General features: G+C 61.8%; 13 protein-coding genes. 8 read left to right on the top strand and 5 right to left on the bottom strand.

Annotation, left to right across the window (positions count from 1 at the left end):
* The first annotated feature begins 1 nt into the window (after position 1).
* The 8 genes from QOL62_RS14800 to QOL62_RS14835 all read left to right on the top strand — a co-directional run bounded on the left by QOL62_RS14800 (position 2) and on the right by QOL62_RS14835 (position 9,744).
* The gene (locus QOL62_RS14800; protein WP_103730179.1) at positions 2-442 is read left to right on the top strand and encodes a hypothetical protein; all 441 of its coding nucleotides are present in this window, start codon (positions 2-4) and stop codon (positions 440-442) included.
* Between the two features lie 235 nt (positions 443-677).
* Complete coding sequence (locus QOL62_RS14805) at positions 678-1,259, top strand: polysaccharide biosynthesis/export family protein (protein ID WP_283406827.1); 582 nt, start codon at positions 678-680, stop codon at positions 1,257-1,259.
* A gap of 147 nt (positions 1,260-1,406) precedes the next feature.
* The gene (locus tag QOL62_RS14810) at positions 1,407-2,582 is read left to right on the top strand and encodes an outer membrane beta-barrel protein (protein WP_283406828.1); all 1,176 of its coding nucleotides are present in this window, start codon (positions 1,407-1,409) and stop codon (positions 2,580-2,582) included.
* On the top strand, positions 2,579-3,838 hold the full coding sequence (locus QOL62_RS14815) for a cell wall hydrolase (RefSeq protein ID WP_283406829.1): 1,260 nt from the start codon (positions 2,579-2,581) through the stop codon (positions 3,836-3,838). The genes QOL62_RS14810 and QOL62_RS14815 overlap by 4 nt, the downstream gene beginning before the upstream one ends.
* 170 nt (positions 3,839-4,008) lie before the next feature.
* A complete protein-coding gene (locus QOL62_RS14820) occupies positions 4,009-5,436 on the top strand; it encodes a TolC family outer membrane protein (RefSeq protein WP_283406830.1) in 1,428 nt (475 codons plus the stop codon).
* A gap of 77 nt (positions 5,437-5,513) precedes the next feature.
* Positions 5,514-7,244 (top strand): type I secretion system permease/ATPase, encoded by a 1,731-nt coding sequence (locus QOL62_RS14825; RefSeq protein WP_283406831.1) that lies wholly within the window; start codon positions 5,514-5,516, stop codon positions 7,242-7,244.
* A gap of 5 nt (positions 7,245-7,249) precedes the next feature.
* Positions 7,250-8,602 carry an HlyD family type I secretion periplasmic adaptor subunit gene (locus QOL62_RS14830; RefSeq protein ID WP_283406832.1) on the top strand — a complete coding sequence of 451 codons (1,353 nt, stop codon included), beginning with the start codon at positions 7,250-7,252 and terminating at the stop codon, positions 8,600-8,602.
* 539 nt (positions 8,603-9,141) lie between these two features.
* A complete protein-coding gene (locus tag QOL62_RS14835; RefSeq protein ID WP_283406833.1) occupies positions 9,142-9,744 on the top strand; it encodes a sugar transferase in 603 nt (200 codons plus the stop codon).
* 33 nt (positions 9,745-9,777) lie between these two features.
* Here the strand turns inward: QOL62_RS14835 and glgX are convergent, their stop codons facing one another.
* The 5 genes from glgX to QOL62_RS14860 all read right to left on the bottom strand — a co-directional run bounded on the left by glgX (position 9,778) and on the right by QOL62_RS14860 (position 19,013).
* Positions 9,778-11,574: a glycogen debranching protein GlgX gene (gene glgX / locus QOL62_RS14840; RefSeq protein ID WP_283406834.1), complete on the bottom strand. Its 1,797-nt coding sequence runs from the start codon at positions 11,572-11,574 to the stop codon at positions 9,778-9,780.
* Positions 11,574-13,037 carry a glycogen synthase GlgA gene (gene glgA / locus QOL62_RS14845; protein ID WP_283406835.1) on the bottom strand — a complete coding sequence of 488 codons (1,464 nt, stop codon included), beginning with the start codon at positions 13,035-13,037 and terminating at the stop codon, positions 11,574-11,576. Before glgA ends, glgX begins: the two co-directional genes overlap by 1 nt.
* 7 nt (positions 13,038-13,044) lie before the next feature.
* Positions 13,045-14,307 carry a glucose-1-phosphate adenylyltransferase gene (gene glgC / locus QOL62_RS14850; RefSeq protein ID WP_283406836.1) on the bottom strand — a complete coding sequence of 421 codons (1,263 nt, stop codon included), beginning with the start codon at positions 14,305-14,307 and terminating at the stop codon, positions 13,045-13,047.
* A 105-nt stretch (positions 14,308-14,412) separates the two neighbouring features.
* On the bottom strand, positions 14,413-16,587 hold the full coding sequence (gene glgB, locus QOL62_RS14855; RefSeq protein WP_283406837.1) for a 1,4-alpha-glucan branching protein GlgB: 2,175 nt from the start codon (positions 16,585-16,587) through the stop codon (positions 14,413-14,415).
* Positions 16,584-19,013: a glycogen/starch/alpha-glucan phosphorylase gene (locus tag QOL62_RS14860; protein ID WP_283406838.1), complete on the bottom strand. Its 2,430-nt coding sequence runs from the start codon at positions 19,011-19,013 to the stop codon at positions 16,584-16,586. Before QOL62_RS14860 ends, glgB begins: the two co-directional genes overlap by 4 nt.
* Positions 19,014-19,045 lie beyond the last annotated feature (32 nt).

Consider the following 19,045-nt stretch of genomic DNA (forward strand, 5'->3'; position numbering starts at 1 on the left):
TATGGCATTCAGCATTGGCACAGATGCGATCGATTTTCTTGGCGGCACCAGCGGTAAGGATGCGATCGCCGGCGGTAAGGACGTTGATTATATGTACGGCGGCGGCGGCAGCGATGCCTTCGTCATCCGGCTGTCCGATATGAATGCGGACCTGGCCAGCACCACGGGGTCGATCAGCAACGCACAAGACGTCATCTGGGACTTCCATGGAGCCGGCGTCTACGAAGCGGGCAACAACGACTTCCTCTATCTCGACGGCTTCGGATCAGGCTCCACGCTGACGTTCGTCGGCTACGGCAAGAACTCGGAAAATCCCGACGGCGACACGACTGCGCACTTCTACTCGATTCACTCCACCAATACGGGGCTGGACTACATCATCGCAGTTGGATCGATCAATAGCAACCAACTCGTCCTCGGCGACTACAACTTCTACAATTAAAACAAGCATCAATATGACTGCAATTTATCACCTCATTGAACGAGGGGAGCACTGCTCCTCTCGTTCAATCCTATTCGTTGAATAATCAGGAGGCCCACGCCGAATACTTGTGCGAGCCTGCCAATCAGGTCTGACGCAGCGACTGAGGTGATGTGAATTTAACACCAAAACCGATTGTTCCCTCTTTGTACCATCCGCATCAGTGCGTCAATGTGAGGCATCAAGGAACGGCCTCATGGCGAAAGAAGAGCGCATGCAATCTTGGAAAAAAATCGTCTCTGCCGCTTTGTTCATCTGCGGCGTGCCGGGATGCACCAGTGTGAACGCACTTCCGGAGTTGTCTCTTTCTGCGGCTGACGCGCGCTATACACTCGGTGCCGGAGACAGGCTCCGCATCATCGTCTATGGTGAAGATAAGCTGACCGGCGACTATCTCGTCGACGGAACCGGAATGATCGCCTTCCCGTTGATTGGCGCCGTTGCCGCGAAAGGGCTCAGCACATCCGATCTTGCGGAACGCCTGACTACAGCCTTGAGCAGGGGCTACATAGACAAGCCGAGCGTGTCGATCGATGTCCTCAACTTGCGCCCTTACTATATTCTGGGAGAAGTGAACAAACCAGGCGAGTACCCTTTCGTCGAAGGTCTGACGGTTTTCAGTTCGGTCGCAAAGGCGCAGGGTTTCACCTATCGCGCAGATGATCGACGCGTTTATATACTGCACAAGGACGGGAAGGCCGAAATCCTATACCGCCTGGACGGCACGACACCCGTTCAACCCGGCGACACCATTCGCATCCTTGAGCGGCGGTTCTAAGCGATGCGCGGCTTGCTCAATTCACGTGTTGCGGCCTCACCGACCAAAGTCGCAGGCTGCCGAAGCAGGCGCTTACGACTGCTTGCGCTATGGTCTTTGCCCCTAGGTTGGCCCCAGGCAGCCACGGCGCAGACCACAGCCCTCCCGATGAATGAGCCTGACGACGTGCCGGGTCGCCGGGCCCTGCCCGACTACGATCCGATCGGCTACAATTTCGCCGGCCTTGATGCTTTGCCTTCCGTCACGTTCGGCCTGCGCGCAGATGACAATGTCTTTGCCCGTGCACACTCCAAAAAGGCCGACCTCGCGTTCGTGATAGAACCACGCGTGCGGATCCAGCACGAAGATGGCACCCGTCGCCTTTCGCTCGATGGCGGTGCACGCCTCAGCCGCTACTTCAATCTGCAGGACCAGAATACCTCCGAATACTCGCTGGAGGCAGCAGGAGCACTCGGGGATGAGAGCAAAGGCTCGTTGTCGGCCGCGTTCGGCTTCCGGCGTGAAATTGTTCAACGCGGAACCGCAGAAAACGATCTTCTGCGCGGAGCCCCCCTGATGCGCGGTGTCACCCATGGATCAACCATCGGCCAAGTTCGCTTCAACCGACTTCAAATCAGCGCAGAAGTGAGCGGCGTGCGCCTGCGGTATGACGATGTTGCTACCGCCCCCGCTCTGGGGCCGAATGAACGCCTCCGAAATCTAGACCGGCTCGGTGCACAGGCTCGTCTTGCGTACGAAGTCAGCAGCCGTACCTCCATTTATGGCTCGGGAGAGTACAAGCACTTCGATTATGAGCATTCTCCCAGAGTGGGAGACCGTGACGCCGACAATTACGTCATGACCGCCGGGATCCGATACGAAGTGAGCCGCGCACTGCTCGCTCAGGTCGGCCTGGGCTATCGCGCCTATGACTTCCGCAACCCGGCACTTGGATCAGTACAGGGACTCGCGGTATCCGCCGACCTCAGGTATTTTCCAACCCGGACTTTGGCATTCCGCGGGTTCGTAGAGCAAAGCAATACTATCAATCCATACAACCTGGTGGGAACCGTCACGCTGACGAATGCTCAGCTTAAAGTCGAATACGAGATGCGGCGCAGTCTGTCATGGATCGGATCGGCGAGCTTCAGCCTGGAAGACTATGCGAAGGTAAACTACTCAGGCCGCCGCTGGGAGCTGAGAGGCGGACCGCGTTTGCGGGTGAACCGCTGGCTCTCGTTTGACGCTAGTCTCGGCGTTGTTCGTCGAACGGCTGTCGGAACGGCGCCGTTCAACTCCTATTCGCAGGTCGCTGGCCTCCTTTCCTTCACGTTGGCGCGATGAGGAGCCTGCCCTCGGCCGCCCTACAAGGCGAAACACAGCGGGAGGAAGGAAACTGCGAAGATGAGGTGATCGCCACCCGCTTCGCCATCGCCCGTTTCGTGTGGCTGTTCACAGCAGCTTTTCTCAGCATTGTTTTGACCGGCTCCTGCCTTGAACACGCATCGTCAAAACTCGTGACGGGGGGTGTGCCGCCTTTCCGCCATACGGCATTGCAGAAGTCGGCGCTGGCCCTATCCCCGCCCGACCCGACTGCGCTGACAAGTTCCGATTCTCCCCCACCTCTGAATCGAGAGAAGGCGCTCGCCTTAAACGCAGCCGTCCCTTTTAGCCCAACCGGGATTGATCGCCCCGCACCGTTCCGCATCCAGCGACAGGACGCTGCTTACACGCGCGCGCTCGATTGCCTCGCCAGCGCAGTGCTTTACGAAGCGGGCGACGACCGCACCGGTCAAGCAGCGGTTGCGCAGGTCGTCCTCAATCGGGTGCGGCACCCCGCCTTTCCCCACTCGGTTTGCGGCGTCGTTTACCAGGGAGCGGAGCGCAGCTCCGGTTGCCAGTTTACCTTCACGTGCGACGGCGCCCTGGCCCGCATTCCCTCGGCAGGTGCATGGCACCGCGCGCGTGAAACCGCGGCATCCTTTCTCCGGGGTGAGACATACCCTCCGGTCGGCATGGCGACGCACTATCACACCGACTGGGTTCATCCCTACTGGAGCACCAAACTCGACAAGATAGCCCAAATCGGCACTCACCTGTTTTTCCGATGGCAAGGACGATGGGGCCGTCAATCGGCGTTCAGGGCACTTTACGTTGGGCAGGAGAGCTTCGAGCCAAAACTTCAATCCCTCTCTCCGGCGCATCGGCGTGGCATCTCCTCTGCAGTTTCAGAGACGAAGCAAATGGTTGGATTAAGCCAGCCCGTCGGTGAAACGCTGGCCCCGCGCGAAGGAGACCACTTTATCCTCGTGGACGGCGGCGGCGACGGTGGGCGCCTAGCCCTCGCCGGACTCGAAACCTGCGCCGGACAGATCTACTGCAAGATTGTCGGATGGGATCGGCGTTCGGGGGCGTTCGGCTCCCCCGAAGCACCCATCATCCGCACCGTGGCGTTTCTCTATGTGCGCGACAGCCGCACCGGTGTGGAGGTGGTGCTTTGGGATTGCCTGCGGTTTAACAGACCCACGAACGGCGAATGTATTTCTGACAAGAACCGCCGCTGGATCACCTTCCAGGGTGACCTTTCGCGGGCCTCATGATGAACAAGCACGCAGCCGTGTCTGCCGTCTCCATGCGTGCCCGTCCGCGCCTCGCTGGCTTGTCGAGGTTGAAGCCAAGCAGGCAGGTCTGCGGACATTGGCAGTGGAATTCAATCATACTTTCCGCGCAGCCGCTGGGGCGACGCATCCTTTGCTTCTGCCCTGCCCTCATGCTCATCAGTGTGCCGGCAGCAGCCGAAACGCTGGCGGATGTCATTGCAGAGGCCTGCCGCGGAAACCCGGCGGTAGAGGCAAGCCGCGCGTCCAGTCGCGCTGCCCAGGAAAGGGTAGGTCAAGCGCATGCGCAGTTCGGTCCCACTCTGAATGCCGATGCCAGCTACGGCTATGCAGCGCGGCGCGTGCGACAGAATGGTGCGACCGTTCTGCGACAGGACGGCTTCACGCCGGTGCTGTCCCTGACGCTCGATCAACCACTGTTCACATTCGGCCGTCTGACGGCCCAACGGCGCCTGGCGGCGGCCGATTACGGATCCTCGGTCGCGGACCTGCAGGCTGCAGAGCAGGACCTGATGGCCAACATCATCATCGCCTACGCCTCAGTGTTGAGGGACGAGAAACTCGTCGCAATCGCGCGCTCCAATCTCGGCCAGTTGACCGCGCAACTTGATCAGATCGATGCCCGCTACGCAGCGCGCTATGCAACCGAAACGGATCTCCAGCAAACGCGGACACGCATTTTCAGCGGACAGGCCCAACTCGATCTTGCGCAAGGAGCCTTGCTGTCCAGCCGCAATCGCTTCCGCAATGTCGTGGGCCGTTATCCCGAGAATCTGGCCCCGCTTCCGCAACTGCCGCCGCTTCCCCGCACGCTCGAAGAGGCTCAAACTCAGGGCGTCCAATCCAGTCCCTTATTACAGTCGGCGCGCTATGATCTAGTCGCCGCTCAGGCTCGACTGGGACAGGCCCGCAGCAACACGCGTCCCTATGTCAGTTTTCAGGGAAGCCTCGCCCGCACGCCTCTGACGATTGAGCATGGAGATCCCAGTGAAGTCACGCTTCAGGTTCAGGCTGGGCTTACGATTCCATTTTACTCTTCCGGCCTTTTGTCCTCCCGCGTTCGGGAGGCTGCACAGATTGCGGACAGCGCAAACCAGCAGCTTCAGCAGGCGATCCGCGATGTGCGGGAGGATATCGCAACCTACTGGGATCAGCTAGCCGCTACTCGCCGCGCGCTTCCAGCCTATGCCCGGGCCGTGTCTTCTGCGGATCTAGCCTTCCAAGGCGCACAGCAGCAGCAGCTTGATGGGCAGATAACCTCGCTCGACCTTCTGGATACGGCACGTGATCTGCTGAACTCGCAACAAGCGCAGGCTCAGGCCGAAGCGCAATTGTACATCCAGCACGCCATGCTGTTAGGCACCATGGGCCAACTCCGCATCGAGACGTTCGCCGGAGAAGCTGCGGAATTTCGCCCCAAAGCTTACACCACTCCAGGCTGGATGGGGTTCCCGACTGGACCGGCCATCGAAGTGCTGGATGCAATCACATACAGCGACAGCTTCAACCCGACACCCGTCACCGTCGAGCAATCCCCGGAGGAGGGACACGAAATGCCTTCCGAGTTCGAGCGGCCATGAGGAGCAGTGCGAACCTTCTTCCGATTGCGCTGGCTCCTCGCAGCACCGCTTCCTCCACTCTCATCGGGATATGCTGAATGCTTTTCAGTCAGGACAAGCTCTCCCCGGAGATCAGCGGCATGCTGTCGATCGCGCTGCCTGTGCTTTGGCCTGTCATGATCTTCAGCGCGGTGTTCAACGTGTTGCTGCTGTCCGGATCGTTCTTCATGCTGCTGGTCTACGATGACGTTCTCGCCAGCCGGAGCGGTGCGACGCTGGCAGGGCTGCTGCTGATGGTGACCGTCGCTTACCTGTTCCAGGGTTCTATCGATCTTATCCGCTCCCGAGTGCTGCTTCATGCCGGTGCCAAGGCGGATCAGAGGCTTTGCAGTCGGCTCTATGACATCATCAGTCGCTACGAGCGGGAAGTCGGTCCGCTGCCGTCTGGATCAGCACCGGTCCGTGATCTTGACCTTGTTCGCTCGTACATCATCGGCACCGGGCCTCTGGCCTTGCTGGACCTTCCCTATGTCGTTCTGTTCCTGGCGATCCTTATGCTGTTCCACTGGGCTCTCGGAGTAGCCACGCTCGCAGGGGTGCTCGTAATCGTAACCCTGATGCTGGTCGGTGATCGACGCACCCGTCAGCCCGCCCTGCGAGCGGCCGCCATCGCGGGATCGCGTTTCACGATAGCTGAGGATGTTCGCCGGAACAGCGAAGTGCTGCGCGTGCTGGGCATGAGTGGCCGATGGCGCGCCAGTTGGGCAGCAGTCAGCCTCAACCTGATTGCGGCTCACGATGAACTCGCCGACGTGTCAGGCCGTACACAGGTTGTCGGCAAGGCCTTTCGCCTCTTCCTGCAATCGTTCGTGCTGGCCATCGGCGCCTTCCTGGTCATAGACAACGACGCAACTGGCGGTGTGATAATTGCCGGCTCCATTCTCAGCGCCCGTGCGCTGATGCCGGTCGAACAAGCGATCGCGCAATGGAAGCCGATGATAGAAGCCGGGCAGGCATGGCGACGCCTGATGAGCCTGCTGGGCAAGATAAAACCTGCAGAACCGCCGATGCCTCTGCCTCGCCCCAGCCGGTCCCTCGAGGTGCAAGAGGTGGTTTGCGGGCCACCGGGGCGCCAGAAGATCACTGCGACCGGTGTGTCCTTTCGCTTGTCCGCCGGCCAAGCCCTGGCCGTTATCGGTCACAGTGGTTCGGGCAAATCCTCTCTCATACGAGCCATAACGGGGGCATGGCCCCTGCTGCGAGGGGCGGTGCGCCTCGACGGCGCTTCGTTGGAGCAGTGGGATCCCGAACATCTAGGCCGTGACATAGGCTATGTTCCCCAGGCTATAGAGCTGTTTGAAGGCACCATCGCCGATAACATCGCCCGCTTTGATCCTGAAGCGACGTCGGAAAAGGTGATCGCCGCTGCGAAAGCTGCCGATGTGCATGATATTATCGTGTCCCTCGCAGAAGGCTACGGCTTCGTCCTGGGCGGCGCGAACGGCGGAGGCCTGTCGGGGGGCCAGAAGCAGCGCATCGCTCTTGCTCGCGCGCTCTACGACGATCCCTTCCTGATCGTGCTGGACGAACCGAACTCCAACTTGGACGCTGCGGGGGAAAATGCCCTTCTTGCGGCAATTGCTGCCGCGAAGGAGCGGGGCGCGATCGTGGTGATCGTGGGCCATCGCCCTGCCGTCTTTGCGCAGGCCGATCACATCCTGATCATGGCTGACGGACACATGCTGCAGATGGGAGAGCGCGCGGAAATGCTGAAGCGCATCAACTTCGCACCTCCGCCGCAACGCGCCCCGGAACATCTTGGCGAGTAGGCGCTGTGCCTGACGAGATCATCATGCAGCCCGCCTTTTCTGCGCTCTCGCCTGCCTCCGTCCGCTACGATCCGGAGCGCAGTCTGCGGCGCGATGTGCGCCTTGGCCTTTGGCTGTGTGGAGCCCTGGTGCTTGGTCTTGGTGGCCTGGCTGCTCTTCTGCCGATTACCGGCGCCGTAATGGGGCCTGGCGAGGTCACCGTCGCTAGTTACGTGAAGCAAATTGGTCATCCATCGGGCGGCGTCGTGGCGGAAATAATGGCTCGCGACGGCGATCATGTGCGCAAGGGTCAACCACTGATCCGGCTGGACTCCAAGGTAAGCAGCGCGAACGCCAATTACACAGGCGAAAATGTGCTTCAGCTGCTCGCCCGCGCGGCACGGCTCACGGCCGAACGGGACGGGGCCACAACGATCACCTTTCCAGCCGACCTGTTACGTCAGCAAGCCGATAGAAACGTTGCATCGCTCATGGAACAGGAGCGCAGGGTTTTCCATCTTCGAATCGATGCCCGGCGCTCCATGGCTGCACAGCTCACCCAGCGGATCGGCCAGACGGACGCGGACGTCGCCAGCGCGCGAAGCAAGGCGACGAGCTACGCCAGCCAAGCCAATTTCATCAATGAGGAACTCGCGGCAACGCGCAAGCTCTACGAGAAGCGGTACACCACGCTGGACCGCCTCAATGCCCTTGAACGGTCCGCTTCAGGCCTGACGTCCGAGGTTCGCAGCGCGCAGGAAGCCGTTCTTTCCGGTCGAGCCCGCATTCGCGAGCTCCGTTTGCAGATGTCCTCGTTGGAAGCCGATGCACGAAGCTCCGCCGCTGCGGAACTGATGGATGTACTGACCCGCATCAGCGAACTTCGCCGCGCGCAGGTTGCGGCGGACGACAGCTATGAGCGATCCATTATTCGTGCGCCTGAGTCAGGCACCATCGACAAGCTCGCCGTCCGGACGGTCGGCGGCATAGTTCCTCCGGGACAGACAATCCTGGAGCTTGTGCCGGACAATGACGCCATGGTTGTGGAAGCCACCGTTTCTCCCGCCGACATCGATCAGGTTCGTGAAGGACTCAACGCGAGGCTCCGCTTCAGTGCTTTTTCGTCCCGGACCACGCCCGAACTCGCCGGCACTGTGATACATGTTTCTGCCGATCGGGTAGAGGACGAAGCGACGCGCAGCGCCTACTATCGCGTCCGGGTGAAACTGAACGCGGGTGAGCGGGAGAAGCTGGGCGAATTGAAGCTGCGGCCCGGCATGCCGGTCGAGACCTTCATTCAGACGAATAGCCGCACGATGCTTGACTATATCCTCAAGCCGCTCACTGATCAGCTTGCCCGTTCGTTCCGGGAAGGCTGATGGGCTTGCGCCTTGCCTTGTCGCTTCCGGCAGACGACGTCTTGAGATCGCGATTCGGACTGCGCCTGTACTGTGCACCTCTGAAGGGTGCTCCGATCGCGAGGTGCGGGGAAGCCTTTTTGGTCCACCGTGAAGGATTAAATTTTGGCAGCCGTCGACCGGACGAAATAATGAATGTAGCGAAACCGCGGCCAATCAACCTCTGTCGTTTCAAACATCCACCTCAATTTCCGATTAACTGGTTGCAATCGGATCAAATAGTCACACCGCATCGAAACATACCCTTATTGACGACCTCTTAACACTCATTACCATGTCATCAACCAAGACCGGAGGCTCAACGAATATCCGGTATCGTTCTTGCGGGTGGATCAATGGAAGCTGTGTCGCGGCATTTCGAGAACGCAGAGGCGAAGGCATCTGTCACTCCTCGTCGCTCTCCCCTGAAGCGTAAGCCGCATCATCTGTCAGTGATTGCGAACCGTGACGGCGCAGCGAACCTTCAAGCCGGGCTGGATGCCACGAGGCGAGTTCAGCCTTTGCTAGGACGTCCCTTCGACGTGACGGTGGCGCTGGTCGCTATCCTTGTCTTTCTACCCTTGCTCATCCTAATGGCGCTGGTCATCAAAGTGTCGGCACCCGGCCCGGTGCTTTTCGTGCAGCAGCGTGTCGGCCGGGATGGTCGGCTATTCCCCTGCCTGAAATTTCGGACAATGGTCGTCAACGCACAGGACGCCTTGCATGAGCTGCTGGCGACCTGCCCAGAGGCCCAAGCGGAATGGGACCGCGACCAGAAGCTGCGTCGTGATCCGCGCATCACACAAATCGGCACGATCCTGCGGAAAAGCAGTCTGGATGAACTGCCGCAGCTCTTCAACATCGTGATGGGCCACATGAGCATCGTGGGGCCTCGCCCTATCATCGAGGGGGAGATTGAGCGCTACGGCAGCCGCTTCGGTGCATACTGCTCGGTCCGGCCGGGCCTCACCGGCCTGTGGCAGGTAAGCGGCCGCAACGAAGTTTCCTACGAAGCACGCGTGCGGCTTGATGCGTTCTACGCCCGGCGTAAATCGACACTGTACGATCTCGGCATCTGCCTGCGGACCGTTCCTGCCGTCATCGGCTCCAGAGGCGTCTACTGACCGATGGCTCGCTCCGGCTTGAGCAAACTGCTGTCAGCTGAATGTGACCTTCCGCGTAAAACGATCAATGGAGACGTCGTAACAGGCATCCTGTGCGAGGCTCCTGCAGTGAAGCCATCCTGCGCCAGGGTGCTCCCAATCTTCGTAGGACATCTCGTTCCCATCCTGTCGTAGCCACACGACGGGTTCCGGCAAGCGGGCGTAGCTTCCCAGGCGCTCTGAGCGATGCGCCGATAAGGCCGCAACAAAATCTTCCAGCTCCTGGTCGCGATCACGCCAGTCCAGCCAAGTGAGGGGGTTGTCCTGGCAATAGGCGTTGTTGTTGCCGTGTTGCGTTCGGCCAAATTCGTCGCCGGCGGTCAACATGATGGTTCCCACCGAGGCGAACAACGTGCCAAGCAAAGCCTTCACATCAGCCCGGCGCGCGCGAAGCACGGCGAGATCCTGGGTTTCTCCCTCGGCACCGTTGTTCCAGCTGAAATTTTCGCTGTGACCGTCACGGTTGGCTTCGCCGTTGGCCCAGTTGTGGCGTTGCTGGTACGACACCGTGTCCGCAAGGGTGAACCCGTCATGGGCAGCAAGGAAGTTGACGGAGCGGCAAGGGCTGCCCACGGCCTGTGAGCCAAAGATGTCGCTGGAGCCGGCCAGGCGGGTGGCGAGCGTGCCCACGCCCCCGTCCCCTCTCCAGAACCGCCGCACGTCGTCCCTGAAACGGTCATTCCATTCCAGCCAGTTGGGGGGAAAACGGCCAAGTTGATACCCGCCCGGCCCGACGTCCCATGGCTCTGCGATCATGATGCGGTCAGCAAGGAGACTGTCCTGCGCGATTTCCGCAAAGATCGGGGCGGCGGGGTCGAAGTCAGGCCCACGGGCCAGCACGGGTGCCAGATCGAACCGGAACCCGTCGACGCCGCAGTGCTTCACGAAATGCCGAAGTGTATTGAGCACCAGCCGCCGAACCGCGCCATTACCGAAATCAAGCGTATTCCCGCAGCCCGTGTCGTTGATGAGCCCTCCATCGGCTGCATGGGCGTACATCGCGTCATCGAGCCCCCGCAGCGACAGGACACCGCCAAGGCTGTCGCTTTCGCCGGAATGGTTGAACACCAAGTCCAGCAGGACGCCTATGCCGTGGGCGTGAAGGGTGGCGACCGTGTCGCGCAGTTCCGCGACACCTCCAGGGCAGAGACCCGGATCAAGTGCCATCATCGCGACGGGGTTGTAACCCCAGGAATTCACGAGCCCGAGCGCCGGGAGATGCCGCTCATCGATCCAGGCGACGATCGGCATCAGTTCAACCGCCATGATCTTCAGCTTGCGCAGGTGCGCCAATATGGACGGGTGAGCCAGCGCGCCAATGGTCCCACCCATCTGTTCTGGAACATCCGGATGCAGCATGGTGAAGCTGCGTACATTGATCTCGTAGATCAGGCCGCCGTGAGTGAAGTGCGGCGGCGCAACGGCAGAGCAGGGCATCGGCGCTTGCACCACCGCGCGGGGGACTATCGGGGCGGTGTCCTGCCCGAACCCGGAAAGGCCGGGATTTTGCTGAAACCGCCGGTCCAGTTGCACCGCATACGGGTCCACAAGAAGCTTGGATGGATCAAACCAGCGCCCGCGCTCCGGCGCCCACTCTCCCGCTGCGCGATAGCCGTAACGCTCGCCGGAAAGATCGCCAGCCAAGGTCAGGCTCCATTCGGCACCATCCCGCACCATCGGGTGACGCGTCTCGCCCTTGCTGCCAAACAGGCACAACCAGATCATATCCGCATGCGGTGAGCGAACGGCGAAGTGAGTATTTCCCCCCTCCACCCTTGCGCCCAAGGCCATCAGGCGAGCAACCCCTTGTACAGTTCCGCGTAGGCCTGCCCGCTCGCTCGCCAGGCGAAGTCGCACTTCATGGCGTTGCGCTGAAGCTTTTGCCAAAGCGCCGGCTGGGCGTAGAGTTGAACGGCGCGGGTCAGGGCTGCCGCTACGGCATCATAGGTCACGCTGTCGAACTGCACCCCGGTAGCGCAACCTGCCGCGAGAGCCGCCGGATTGGCGTCTATAACCGTATCCGCGAGCCCACCGGTGCGGGCGACGATGGGAAGGCAACCGTAAGCCAGGCCGTAAAGCTGCGTCAGGCCGCAGGGTTCAAAGCGCGAGGGAATGAGAATGGCGTCTCCGCCGCCCTGCATCCTGTGCGACAGCGCCTCGTCATAGCCGATCCGAACGCCGATCCTGCCGGGGTGCCGGCCCGCCGCCTCTATCAGGCTGCGCTCGAGCGCTATGTCCCCGGAGCCGAGCAAGGCAAGGCGACCGCCGATACCGACGAGGTGATCCAGGACCTCCTCCAGAACGTCCATCCCCTTCTGCCAGGTGAGTCGGGTCACCGCGATGAAGAGAGGCCCGTCGCTTTCCTCAAGGCCGAACTCCGCCTCCAGTGCACGCTTGTTGCTGCGGCGCCTGTCAAGGGTGCGATGGGAGTAGCGGGCGGCAAGCGTCCTGTCCGTGCTCGGGTTCCAAACCTGCTCGTCAATGCCATTCAGAATGCCATGGACGTCCGCCCCGCGCGAGACCACCAGCCCCTCAAGTCCCATCCCGAACGCGGCGGATCGTATTTCCCGGGCGTAGGTCGGGCTTACCGTCGTGACCGCGTCGGCGCTTGCAAGGCCCGCCTTCAACATCCCGACGCCGCCATGGTACTCCACGCCGTCCAGCGCCCAGGCCCCCCCCGGCAGGCCGAGTTGCGGAAACACCTCAGCGCCGAACCAGCCCTGAAAGGCGATGTTGTGGACCGTAATGACGGAAGGGACAGCCCGGCCGCTGAAAGGGGCATAGCGCAGATACGCCGGAGCCAGTGCAGCCTGCCAGTCATGCGCGTGCAAAAGGTCATAGCCCAGAGGCTTGCCGCGCCTGGACATGGCTCCTCCCGCCAGATCCGCCGCAGCACGGCTGAGAGCGGCAAAGCGCTGCCAGTTGTCACCCCAGTCCCGCCCTGCCGCATCGGTGTAAGGCGCACCTTCACGCGCGTAGAGGGCGGGAGCATCGAGCACCAGCAGGGGATGCCCCCCTTCCAGTTCGCCGGTGAGCAACCGCGCCGGCGTGCCGAGGAGGGAATCCCAGGCGTGAACAGCCTTTGCCCGCCTGCCAAGAGTCGCCAGCACAGCAGGATACCCAGGCACCAGGGTCGTGGTCTCCACGCCATGGCCTGCGAGGGCGGCGGGGAGCGCCCCCACCACATCGGCCAGACCGCCCGTTTTCACGAGCGGCACCACCTCGGAAGCCACCGACAGGACCTTCAACGGCATGCGACCGTCACAGCTCCAGCCGGTCGATCATGGGCTTGGTGATCAGGCACACCCCATTTTCGGTGCGACGAAAGCGCCGGGCGTCCAGTTCCGGATCGTCGCCGACGACGAGGCCCTCCGGAATGCGAACGCCGGAGTCGATGATGACCCGCTTCAGACGTGCGCCCCGGCCAATGTTGCAATAAGGCAGTATGACGGCCTCCTCCGCGCTGGAGAAGCTTCCCATCTTCACGCCTGTCATCAACAATGAGCGGCGGGCCAGAGCTCCCGATACGATGCAGTCGTTCGAGATGAGGGAGGAGATCGCATGACCACGACGTCCTTCCTCATCGTGGACAAACTTGGCAGGGGCCGCCACCACGGCATCGGACCAGATGGGCCAATCCCGATCGTACATGTCGAGCTGCGGCACGGTGTCGGTCAGGTCGAGGTTGGCTTCGAAGTAGGCATCCAGCGTACCTGCGTCACGCCAGTACTCGCCGATCTCCTCGGCCGCGCGGATGCAGCTGTCGGTGAAACGGTGCGCCTGCGCCTTCCCGTGCTTCACGATGTAGGGGATGATGTCCCCCCCGAAGTCGCGCTTGCTGTCGGGATCGGCGGCGTCCCGGCGCAGCTGCTCGAAAAGGAAGTCGGTGTTGAACACGTAGATGCCCATGGAGGCCAGTGCCAGGTGCTCCTGCCCCGGAATGCCGGGAGGATCCGCCGGCTTCTCCACGAAGGCGGTGATGCGGTCCTGCTCATCGACATGCATGACCCCGAAGGCCACAGCTTCCATCCGCGGCACGACCAGGCAGCCGACGGTAACGTCGGCGCCCGAGTTGACGTGCTGCTGGAGCATCAACTCGTAGTCCATCTTGTAGACGTGGTCGCCGGCCAGGATGACCATGTACTTGGGCGCGTGAGCCTCGATGATGTCGATGTTCTGGTACACCGCGTCGGCCGTGCCCTCGTACCAGAGCAATTCCGAAATGCGCTGGCTGGCCGGGAGGATATCGAAGCTCTCGTTGCGTTCGGGGCGCATGAAGTTCCAGGCCCGCTGCATGTGGCGGATCAGGCTATGGGCCTTGTACTGCGTGGCCACGCCGATGCGGCGAATGCCCGAGTTGATCGCGTTGGAAAGCGCGAAATCGATGATACGGGCCTTGCCTCCGAAATAGACCGCCGGTTTGGCCCTATTGTCGGTCAGCTCCCTCAGGCGGCTGCCTCTACCGCCGGCCAGTACATAGGCCATGGCATCGCGCGCGAGCGGCGAGCCGGAAGCTGGTCTCATTTCATGTCTCTCCGTTGTTTCTAAACTGCTCGATGCCGCTGCGTGCCCTCGCTTGTTCATCAAAGCAGGAACGACGGGAAAGAGGAAGCCTTTCAACGATTAGCGTCATCCCGCGTATTCCAGCATTATCGTAGCAAGCGGCGGCAGTGTGACGGTCGCGCGGCCGTCTAACGCCTCTACCCGTCCAAGGTTGCCCTTGCCTGTGCCGCCATAATGGATTGAGTCGCTGTTCAGTATCTCGTTCCACCTTCCATCGAGCGGCAGGGGAACATCGTAGCCGGCGTGCATGGAGGGCGTCATGTTGGCGATCACCGCCACGGGCTTCTCGCCCGGCGCCTTGCGCAGCCATGCGAGAACCGAGTTGGATTTGTCGTCGACCACCAGCCACTCGAACCCCTGCGGGTCGCAATCGCCAGCGTGCAGCGCAGGCCGGGTGCGGTAGACCCGGTTCAGGTCCTTCACCAGATTGCGCATTCCTTCATGCGCCGGCACCGAGAGCAGGTCCCAGTCGAGCGCCCGGTCCTCGCTCCATTCCCGCAGCTGTGCGAACTCCTGCCCCATGAACAGCAGCTTCTTGCCGGGATAGCCCCACATGAAGGCATAGTAGGCCCGCAGGTTGGCGAATTTCTGCCACTCGTCCCCGCTCATCTTGTTGATCAGCGAGCCCTTGCCGTGGACCACCTCATCGTGGCTGAGCGCCAGCACGTAGTTTTCCGAGAAGGCATACATCAGGCCGAAGGTGAGGTCTTCGTGATGATAGCGCCGGTGCACGGAATCGCGCGCCATGTAGCGCAGCGTGTCGTGCATGAAACCCATGTTCCACTTGAAGCCGAAGCCGAGCGCCGTCTCACGCCCCTTCCCGTCGCCTTCGTAAGCGGGTTGTGTAACGCCGGGCCAGGCGGTCGATTCCTCGGCGATGGTCATGAAACCGGGGTGCTGACCGTAGAGCGCGCGGTTGGTCTGCCGCAGGAACTCCACCGCTTCCCAGTTCTCGCGCCCCCCCTCCTGGTTGGGGATCCACTCGCCCGCCTTGCGCGAGTAATCCCGGTAGAGCATCGATGCGACGGCATCCACGCGCAGCCCATCAACGTGGTACCGCTCGGCCCAGAACAGCGCATTGTTGACGAGAAAACTCTGCACTTCCCGCCGCCCGAAATTGTAGATCAGGGTGTTCCAGTCGGGATGGAAGCCAAGCCGCGGGTCCTCATGCTCGTAAAGGGCGGTGCCGTCGAAGCGGACAAGGCCATGCTGGTCGGTCGGGAAATGAGCAGGCACCCAATCCAGGATGATGCCGATGCCCGCGCGGTGAGCCCCGTCCACAAAGCGTGCAAAGCCCGCCGGCTCACCGAACCGTGCCGAGGGCGCATAGAGACCGGTCGTCTGATAGCCCCAGGACGGGTCGTACGGGTGCTCGCTGATCGGCAGGAACTCTATGTGCGTGAAGCCCATCTCCACGACGTAGGGGATCAGTTCGTCAGCAAGGGCATCCCAGTCAAGAAACCAGTTCCAGCGATCCCGTTTCCAGGAGCCCGCGTGGACTTCGTAGATGGAGACCGGAACCTTGCGCGCATCAACCGATGCCCAGTGCTCCCGATGCGCCGCATCCCCCCAGTCGAGTTTGGCCGGGACCGAAGTGACGGAGGCGGTGTCAGGCCGGATCTCCGCCCGGAAGGCGAAAGGGTCTGCCTTCAGAGGCTGCACGGACCCGTCATCACCGACGATCCGGTACTTGTAGGCGCGATAGTCGGCGATGTCCGGGATGAAGATTTCCCAGATGCCGTTGTCCACCCGCCGGCGCATCACATGACGCCGGGGGTCCCAGTCGTTGAAATCGCCGACGACGCTCACCAGTCGGGCATTCGGAGCCCAGACGGCGAAGTGGACGCCCTGCGCCCCTTCGTGCTCGATCAGGTGCGCCCCGAGTTTGTCGTAAAGGCGGTAGTGCGTGCCCTCGGCGATCAGCAAGTCGTCCAGCGGGCCAAGCACCGGACCGAAGCTGTAGGGATCCGTCACCAGCCAGTCGTGGCCCCGCGCCGTACACCGATAACGGATGGGCTGCGAGGGGATTGGCAGGAAGGCTTCGAACAGAAAGCGGTCATCGACCTTCGTCAGCGCGCCCAGGCGCTCTCCATCGAGGCTGAACGCCTCCACCTCCTCCGCCCCCGGCACGATCGCCCTGACGAGAGTACCCTTAGGGCCCGGATGCGTTCCAAGAAGCGAGAAAGGGTCCGCATGGGTACCTTCAAGCAGGGACTCGAGTGCGCTTTCAGGTGGCTTCACAGGACCTTCCAGATTTCCTTGGCGTATTCGGAGATTGTGCGGTCGGACGAAAACCATCCGACATTCGCAATGTTCCGTATCGCCGAGGCCCGCCAACCTGCTTTATCTTCCCATCGGCCGTCGACATCGCGCTGGGCCGCGGCATAGGCGTCGAAATCAGCGGCACACATGAACCAGTCGTGGTCGTAGATGCCGCTGATCAGCCCTTCGTAGCGACGGGGATCGTCCGGCGAGAAGACGCCAGAGGCGATCGCGGACAGCGCCTGGCCCAGTTCGCGCGAGCCTTCGATGACCGCGCGCGGATCGTAGCCCTGTGCCCGGCGCTCCGCCACTTCCTCGGCCGTGAGACCGAAGATGACGATGTTGTCCTCTCCCACCCGGTCCCTGATCTCGACATTGGCACCGTCAAGGGTGCCGATGGTGAGTGCTCCGTTCAGAGCGAACTTCATGTTGCCCGTGCCGGACGCTTCCATCCCGGCGGTGGAGATCTGTTCGGACAGGTCTGCAGCCGGGATGATCCGCTCCGCCAGGCTCACATTGTAGTTCGGCACGTAGACCACCTTGAGCAGCCCACCGACGGCCGGATCAGCGTTGACCCTGCGGGCGATGTCGTTCGCCAGTTTGATGATGAGTTTCGCGTTGTGGTAACTCGAGGCCGCCTTGCCTCCGAAAATCTTGACCCGGGGGACCCAGTCCCGTTCCGGATGGCTACGGATCTGGTCGTAAAGGGCCACGGTTTCGATCAGGTTCAAAAGCTGGCGCTTGTACTCGTGAATACGCTTGATCTGGACGTCGAACATTGCATCGGGATTTAGCCGTATGCCCATCGTCTTGCGGATGTGTTCAGCCAGGGCCACCTTGTTGGAGCGCTTCACCTCAGCGATGCGGTCGCCGAGCAGGGGATCATCGGCCAACGCGTTCAGGGCGCAGAGAGCTTCCGCGTCGTCAAGGAACGCTGGACCGATCGCATCCACTATGACCTTGGTCAGCCCCGGATTGCATTGCTGAAGCCACCGCCGCGGGGTGACGCCATTGGTCTTGTTGTTGATGCGCTGGGGGTACAGGGCGTGGAGGTCGGCAAAGACCGTCTCCTTCATGAGGTCCGTATGAAGCGCGGCCACGCCGTTCACCGAGTGCGCGCCCACGAAGGCGAGGTTCGCCATCCTCACCCGCCGCTCGCCGCTTTCGTCGATGAGAGAAATGGCGGCGATCTGGGCATCGGAGCAGCCGGCTCGCCGTGCTTCGCGCAGGACCCGGCTGTTGATCGCGTAGATGATCTGCATGTGACGCGGCAGCATGCGTTCGAACAGCGGCAGCGGCCAGGTCTCCAGCGCTTCGGGCAGGAGCGTGTGGTTGGTGTAGGAGATCGTCTGCTTGCAGATCTCCCACGCCTCATCGAACTCGAGCCCCTCGACATCGACCAGAACCCGCATCAGTTCCGCCACGGCAACCGACGGGTGCGTATCGTTGAGTTGGATTGCGGCCTTCTCCGGCAGAGTCCGCACATCCCCTTCATATTGGACATGCCGGCGCACGATGTCCTGTATGGACGCGGCAGTGAAGAAGTACTCCTGACGCAGGCGCAGTTCCTGCCCCGCCGGACTGGAATCGGCGGGATACAGCACGCGAACGAGACTTTCCGCACGTACGGTGCCCGCCAACGCCCCGAAGTGATCGCCCGCGTTGAAGGCGTCCAGCCTGATCGGGTCGATGGGATTTGCCGTCCAGAGACGAAGCGTGTTCACGCGCTTGCCCCGCCAGCCCACCACCGGGGTATCGACCGCGGTCGCGTCCACCTGTTCGGCCGCATTCCACATCACGCCGTCGCCCTCGATTACGACTTCGCCGCCGAAGCCGATGCGATAAGTGCTTTCGAGGCGTTCGAACTCCCAAGGGTTACCGTGCGCAAGCCAGGTTTCCGGCAGCTCCACCTGCCAGCCGTCGTCGATGCGCTGGCGGAACATGCCATTCACGTAGCGGATGCCGTAGCCGTAAGCCGGTATGTCCAGCGTCGCCAGGCTTTCCATGAAACACGCGGCAAGCCGTCCCAGCCCCCCGTTGCCGAGGGCGGCATCGGGCTCAAGCTCTTCCAGTTCCGCAAGATCGACGCCGTAGGCCGCAAGCGCCGCCTCCATGTCGTCGGACACACCGAGATTGGACAGCGCATCGCGCAGCAGACGCCCGATGAGGAACTCCATCGAGAGATAGTAGACCCGCTTGCCGCCGTTTTCGTACGTCCGCTGGGTGGATTCGATCCACACGTCGATGATCTTGTCGCGCAGGGCGAGGATGGCGGACGCATACCAGTCGTGCTGCTTGGCCGCCTTCTGGTCCTTTCCGATCCGGCGACGCAGGACCCGGAGTATGTCCTTGCCCAGTTGTGCCGCAGCGTCATTTCTGGTTTGAGACACGGGATCGCTGGCCACGGGAGCACTCCTTCGCGCGGGCCCCGCAGTGC

The sequence above is a fragment of the Novosphingobium panipatense genome (genome assembly GCF_900182875.1).
GTDB lineage: Bacteria > Pseudomonadota > Alphaproteobacteria > Sphingomonadales > Sphingomonadaceae > Novosphingobium > Novosphingobium panipatense.